Origin of the sequence: Photobacterium sp. OFAV2-7, from assembly GCF_022347985.1 — a bacterium.
In the GTDB taxonomy this organism is placed as follows: domain Bacteria; phylum Pseudomonadota; class Gammaproteobacteria; order Enterobacterales; family Vibrionaceae; genus Photobacterium.
This window is the reverse complement of record NZ_JAKRFQ010000416.1, coordinates 1-4,355: the sequence shown is the minus strand read 5'-3', so window position 1 is coordinate 4,355 and position 4,355 is coordinate 1. Positions and strand designations below refer to the sequence as shown.

At 45.6% G+C, this 4,355-nt stretch carries 6 protein-coding genes and 1 pseudogene; 4 read left to right on the top strand and 3 right to left on the bottom strand.

All coding sequences use genetic code 11. The features are described 5' to 3' along the window. The coding region (locus MHN01_RS18000) for a hypothetical protein (RefSeq protein WP_239412602.1) at positions 1-344 on the top strand (344 nt) is incomplete at its 5' end. Positions 345-541: 197 nt separating this feature from the next. Here MHN01_RS18000 and MHN01_RS17995 read toward each other — a convergent pair. Both MHN01_RS17995 and MHN01_RS17990 read right to left on the bottom strand, forming a co-directional pair. Further along, a complete protein-coding gene (locus MHN01_RS17995) occupies positions 542-775 on the bottom strand; it encodes a co-chaperone GroES (RefSeq protein WP_239412601.1) in 234 nt (77 codons plus the stop codon). Positions 776-786: 11 nt separating this feature from the next. Further along, positions 787-1,833, bottom strand: a complete 1,047-nt coding sequence (locus tag MHN01_RS17990) for a tyrosine-type recombinase/integrase (protein WP_239412600.1) — start codon at positions 1,831-1,833, stop codon at positions 787-789. 114 nt (positions 1,834-1,947) lie between these two features. Here MHN01_RS17990 and MHN01_RS17985 point away from each other — a divergent pair, with 114 nt between their 5' ends. Both MHN01_RS17985 and MHN01_RS17980 read left to right on the top strand, forming a co-directional pair. Further along, positions 1,948-2,331, top strand: a complete 384-nt coding sequence (locus MHN01_RS17985; protein WP_239412599.1) for a hypothetical protein — start codon at positions 1,948-1,950, stop codon at positions 2,329-2,331. A gap of 140 nt (positions 2,332-2,471) precedes the next feature. Beyond that, positions 2,472-3,023, top strand: coding sequence for an N-acetylmuramoyl-L-alanine amidase (locus MHN01_RS17980; protein ID WP_239412598.1), 552 nt, complete (start codon positions 2,472-2,474; stop codon positions 3,021-3,023). A gap of 101 nt (positions 3,024-3,124) precedes the next feature. Here the strand turns inward: MHN01_RS17980 and MHN01_RS17975 are convergent, their stop codons facing one another. Further along, entirely contained in the window at positions 3,125-3,847 is a 723-nt protein-coding gene (locus tag MHN01_RS17975; protein WP_239412597.1) for a PHP domain-containing protein, read from the bottom strand. A 174-nt stretch (positions 3,848-4,021) separates the two neighbouring features. Here MHN01_RS17975 and MHN01_RS17970 point away from each other — a divergent pair. After that, positions 4,022-4,355: pseudogene (locus MHN01_RS17970) on the top strand (AAA family ATPase); the annotation flags it as partial.

The following is a 4,355-nucleotide window of genomic DNA, read 5'->3' as shown; positions in this document are numbered from 1 at the left end:
CGGGGTACCTCTCCACTGCTTGGGGGTATTCCACAATAGCATCGGGCGATAATTCCACGGTGTTTGGCGCGCTCATTAAAGTGTCGGGAAATTCCTCTGTTGGTATCGGGTTGTCTGATTTGTATTATGGTGTGGATGAATCAAGATACGCTGATGTCAGTGATGATCACACCTTCGCCGTAATGGGTGGTAAGATGCAACTTTGTAATGATGACAATGTATGTATTGATAATGTTCAACAGGCCATTGTAGATTTGCAGGCGCAAGCCACAGAGATATCTGAGTTGAAAATCGCCTTGAATGATCTAAAGAAGCAACTAGATTTGATTGCCTCTCAAAGGTAATGACCAAAAAGTGTTCTAAGTCCCTAGCCCGTCCAATGTGACGGGCTTTTCATTAGTAGAGCTAATCTGTTATCGACACCTTTCTAACTCGCAAAGGGGCAAGAACAACCTCATAAGGTTAGCTTGATGTATGGGGCGATTCGTTGTCAGATGCTCATATTGCAACTACTATTACGAAACGTAATCTATGACCTAAGCTATACAGTCAAAATACCTACAATATCAGCCTCATGGATGAAGGTAGCACTCCTTTGACCTATTACCACCAAGCCAGCATAAGGATTAAATCGAATCCTATCACCGGGTTCGACTTCCTTAACCAAAGGCCCAACAGCTAACACCTTCCCCTTATTTGAAGGCGAGCTAGGAATGAAGAAGCCTTGTTCTTCAGTTTTGGCAGTATCACGCTCAATCACCACCCAATCATGCAAAGGCCTTAACCTCATAGTGCACCACCTTTCTGCATTTCTCGCAGCAAAGCTGTAACTGGCGTGGTGATTTTACCTAGTGGGTTACCCTTCTCGAGCACAGTGGTCATCTTACGCATTGCAATGTGAGTGTAGATAGCAGAGGTTTTCGGGTCAGCATGGCCCATTAGCGCCTGAATCTGTAGCGTCGACGCATCTGATTCGGCCAGCTCAGTACCAAACAAATGTCTCAGAGCGTGTGGATGTGCCTGGTCTTCAGGAACGCCAGCTGCAATCGCGTAGCGCTTAATCATCCGGTCAACGGCCCTAGTCGATAACCGCCTAAGCTCCCCACGATGATCCCACTCTGGAATGTGCCGGTTCCGAAGGTTCACAAATAATACCAGGTCGCCGTTTTCCAATAATCGGTCAATACTCTGCAGTTCTGGATGCCCCAAGTAAGCCTGCAGTAACAACATAGCTTCGGACGGCATTGGTACCATTCTTTCGTTGTCCCCTTTCTCCACTGTCCGAATTGCCAGCCTGTCGGCATCCTGGTGTTTATACCAAATCAGATTAGATTCATTCAGATCACAAACACCTGACACACGAAAGCCACAGCCCAACAGCAAGGCCAGCATCGCACTATCGCGAATACCTGCGAACGTATCCAAATCTGGCTGCAGTAGAATGGCCTCAGCACTATGAAGGCCCATAGCGCGAGGCAAGCGGCGCCCCGATTTTGGGTAGACCAGGTCATGAGCTGGATTCACCTTAATTAACTGCCTGAGGCGCAAATACTTATAGAAGCCACGAACTGCAGCAACGGCTACCTTACGAGAAGCCGCTGAATAACCCATTCGATGAAGCTGGCCACCGGTAAACTGCTCCAACTTTCCTAAAGTGGCCTCAAGGTATTTGCCTTCAAGATAATTCCCAAGCCGCTCAAGTGTTTTGCGGTACTTGGTGACCGTTTTAGCACTGCAGTTCTCGTTCTCCCGCTTCCACTGTAAAAACTGATCAACCAGCAACAAATCCACTTTCTCACCAACTATTTGGGTACCGGGGGCAGAAAAACTCATGGACTCATGGATCCTATCGTCGAGAACTCAATGAACCCAGTATTCATGCGGCTTCCAAGCTATCGGAGGGCCTTAAATTATCCATGGAAAAACCTATGGGGGACTAACAAACTCATGGAAGGAAAAATTGACCTCTGGGTCAACCTGTGGATGCTATTTCTGGCCGATTCTTTCTTCCTTAGCTCTCTATCTCTCTCTTTTTTAAAAAGAAAGAAGAAAAGAAAGAAGGACTGCGGCCAAAAAGCGCAAAAAACAAACCCATGGAAGAAACAGCATAACTCATGGAGAAATCGACCTAACCCATGGATGAAAGAAAGCAACAAGCAGAGTGATATCAATGAGTTAGTATTTGCATCCACAGGTCCACAACTCAGAACAATATCCTGTGCCCCCCAAGCTTGCAGACAGGCACGAGCCGCGCCATCTTATTTTCACGCTCCCGCATCCAATCCGGGCGCCCCTAAACCTCTTTGGGGGTGCGGGGGAACAACGATTTAGGGTAAGGAAGCGCATCCCTGATGAAGGGCGTTCTAAGTAGAAGTACGAGAACCAGGTAATGCATGACTACCGCGCCAAGAACGCCCTCTTATGAGGTTTTCAGCGCGATAAGAATACGCATAGACACTAAGGAGGAAACTATGCGTATTGCTATTGTGATTGGTCACCAGGTCGATTCACCTGGAGCCGGGAATAAAGAGAAAGGCGTATTCGAATTTGGCTTTAACGAGCCACTCGCACACAAAATAGCTGACAAGCTCGCTGCTTATGGCCATGAGCCTATAGTGATCTACAGAAAGACGTATGCCGCCCTACCCGCTGACATCAACCGAACTGAGCCCGACATGATTATTTCGTTACACTGTAATGCATTTAATTACGAGACATCAGGAACAACAATGCTCTATTACAAACCAAGCAAGAAAGGAAAAGTCCTGGCTGCCTGTTTACAAGAGAGCGTTACTAAAGCTCTCGGGTTACGCGATCGAGGAATTGTTGGTAAGAAGACTGGCCGAGGCAAATCTCTATTAAAAGGAACGAAGGCACCGGCTGTTATTGCTGAGCCGTTTTTCATCGATAACAATAAGGATCTTAAAGCAGCCTACCAGCACTTTGAAAAACTGGTTGATGCATACGTTGAAGGTGCCATTTTAGCCGAAAAACGGTTCCAAAACCCCCTCATAAGATGTTGATTTATAAGGAACTCAAACGCCCCAAAAAGGCTCTGAAATTGGAACAAAAAATCAATAAAATACTTTAAATTCATCATCTTATAAAAATAAAAAGCCGCACGTTATATGTTCGGCACTATATGCTGGAACAGAGAGCGCTCATACAAGTTGTCCATCAGCTTACGATGTCGCTTTTCCTCACTTTCCAGTAACCGATAAAACGACTGGAGCTCATCGTTAATATGAACGTCACTGCCAAAGGTCGCATCAAGCTGATACGAACGCCTTATGATCTGGGCGTTGATATTTCTGTTTTTTGGCAAAGCATGGTTATAGGTCTCGATAGCATTCACTTGCTTGAGCACCTTTTTGATATCAGGCTTATTTTTCAGGTAGTTGTTCTGGGCAAACCCATTAATATGAGGGATTGAAAGATAGCACTGCCAGTCGGCAAGTACATCAAGATAGTAGAATATGTCTTTGGTTGTTCTCGTCATTCTATAGAGGTGCTTATTATTTTCGACCTCTTGACGATAAAAGGCTTCTAGATCGACTAGTTCTTTGAAGAAAACGAGAAGATCAAACCCGTCACCACACCCGACTTCAATCGCCGGAACATTATTAATACCGAGATCGCATGCCGCGATGGCACCTCTGATGTCATTATGATCGGTTATCGCAATAAGGTGTTTCTTTCCCTTTAGCAAATCAAGAACAAACGGCAAGGTTGTAAAGCGCTCCAACACTGTTGTGCGCAAATGAAAATCGAGATAGATGAATTCATCCCTTGGCTTGAAATCATAAAAGTCCGAGAAAAAGTCAGACATTTTATCAAACTCGATCATAACAACCTCCCTCATAAAGATAGGAGAAATTGCTTAGCTTTAATAAGCACAACCTTGCTGTCATTCCTTCCTTTCATCCAATCTATACGCTGGATTTCAGCAGTAAACTCAGAAACACGCGCCATTGATTATTATACTTAGCGATACAACAACAATGACAGGTAACCCAAGACCATGAAAAATCCGTCATCTAAGGCTAACCTGCACAACAAGGAGGCAATCTCGCCCCAGGCAACAAAACTCAATGCAACCGACCTATATCATCCCTGTGATCCCAGCCAGTTTGATTTCGACACCACCGAGGAGATTGAGCAGACTGTTAGCCCCATCGGCCTAGACCGAGCTGTCGAGGCAATCAAACTGGGGATTGGCATTCAATCGGCTGGTTTTAATATCTTCGTCATGGGCTCTGCCGGGCTAGGAAAACACACAATTGCCCAGCAGCTTCTGCACCAACATCGAGACCTAAACAAACCGCTTTTCGATTGGTGTTATGTCAACAGATCGG

Bases quoted from the DNA above. Each gene is read 5' to 3' on its own strand.
- MHN01_RS17980 (WP_239412598.1), top strand. From the start codon at position 2,472: ATGCGTATTGCTATTGTGATTGGTCACCAGGTCGATTCACCTGGAGCC.
- MHN01_RS17975 (WP_239412597.1), bottom strand. From the start codon at position 3,847: ATGATCGAGTTTGATAAAATGTCTGACTTTTTCTCGGACTTTTATGAT.
- MHN01_RS17985 (WP_239412599.1), top strand. From the start codon at position 1,948: ATGGAAGGAAAAATTGACCTCTGGGTCAACCTGTGGATGCTATTTCTG.
- MHN01_RS17990 (WP_239412600.1), bottom strand. From the start codon at position 1,833: ATGAGTTTTTCTGCCCCCGGTACCCAAATAGTTGGTGAGAAAGTGGAT.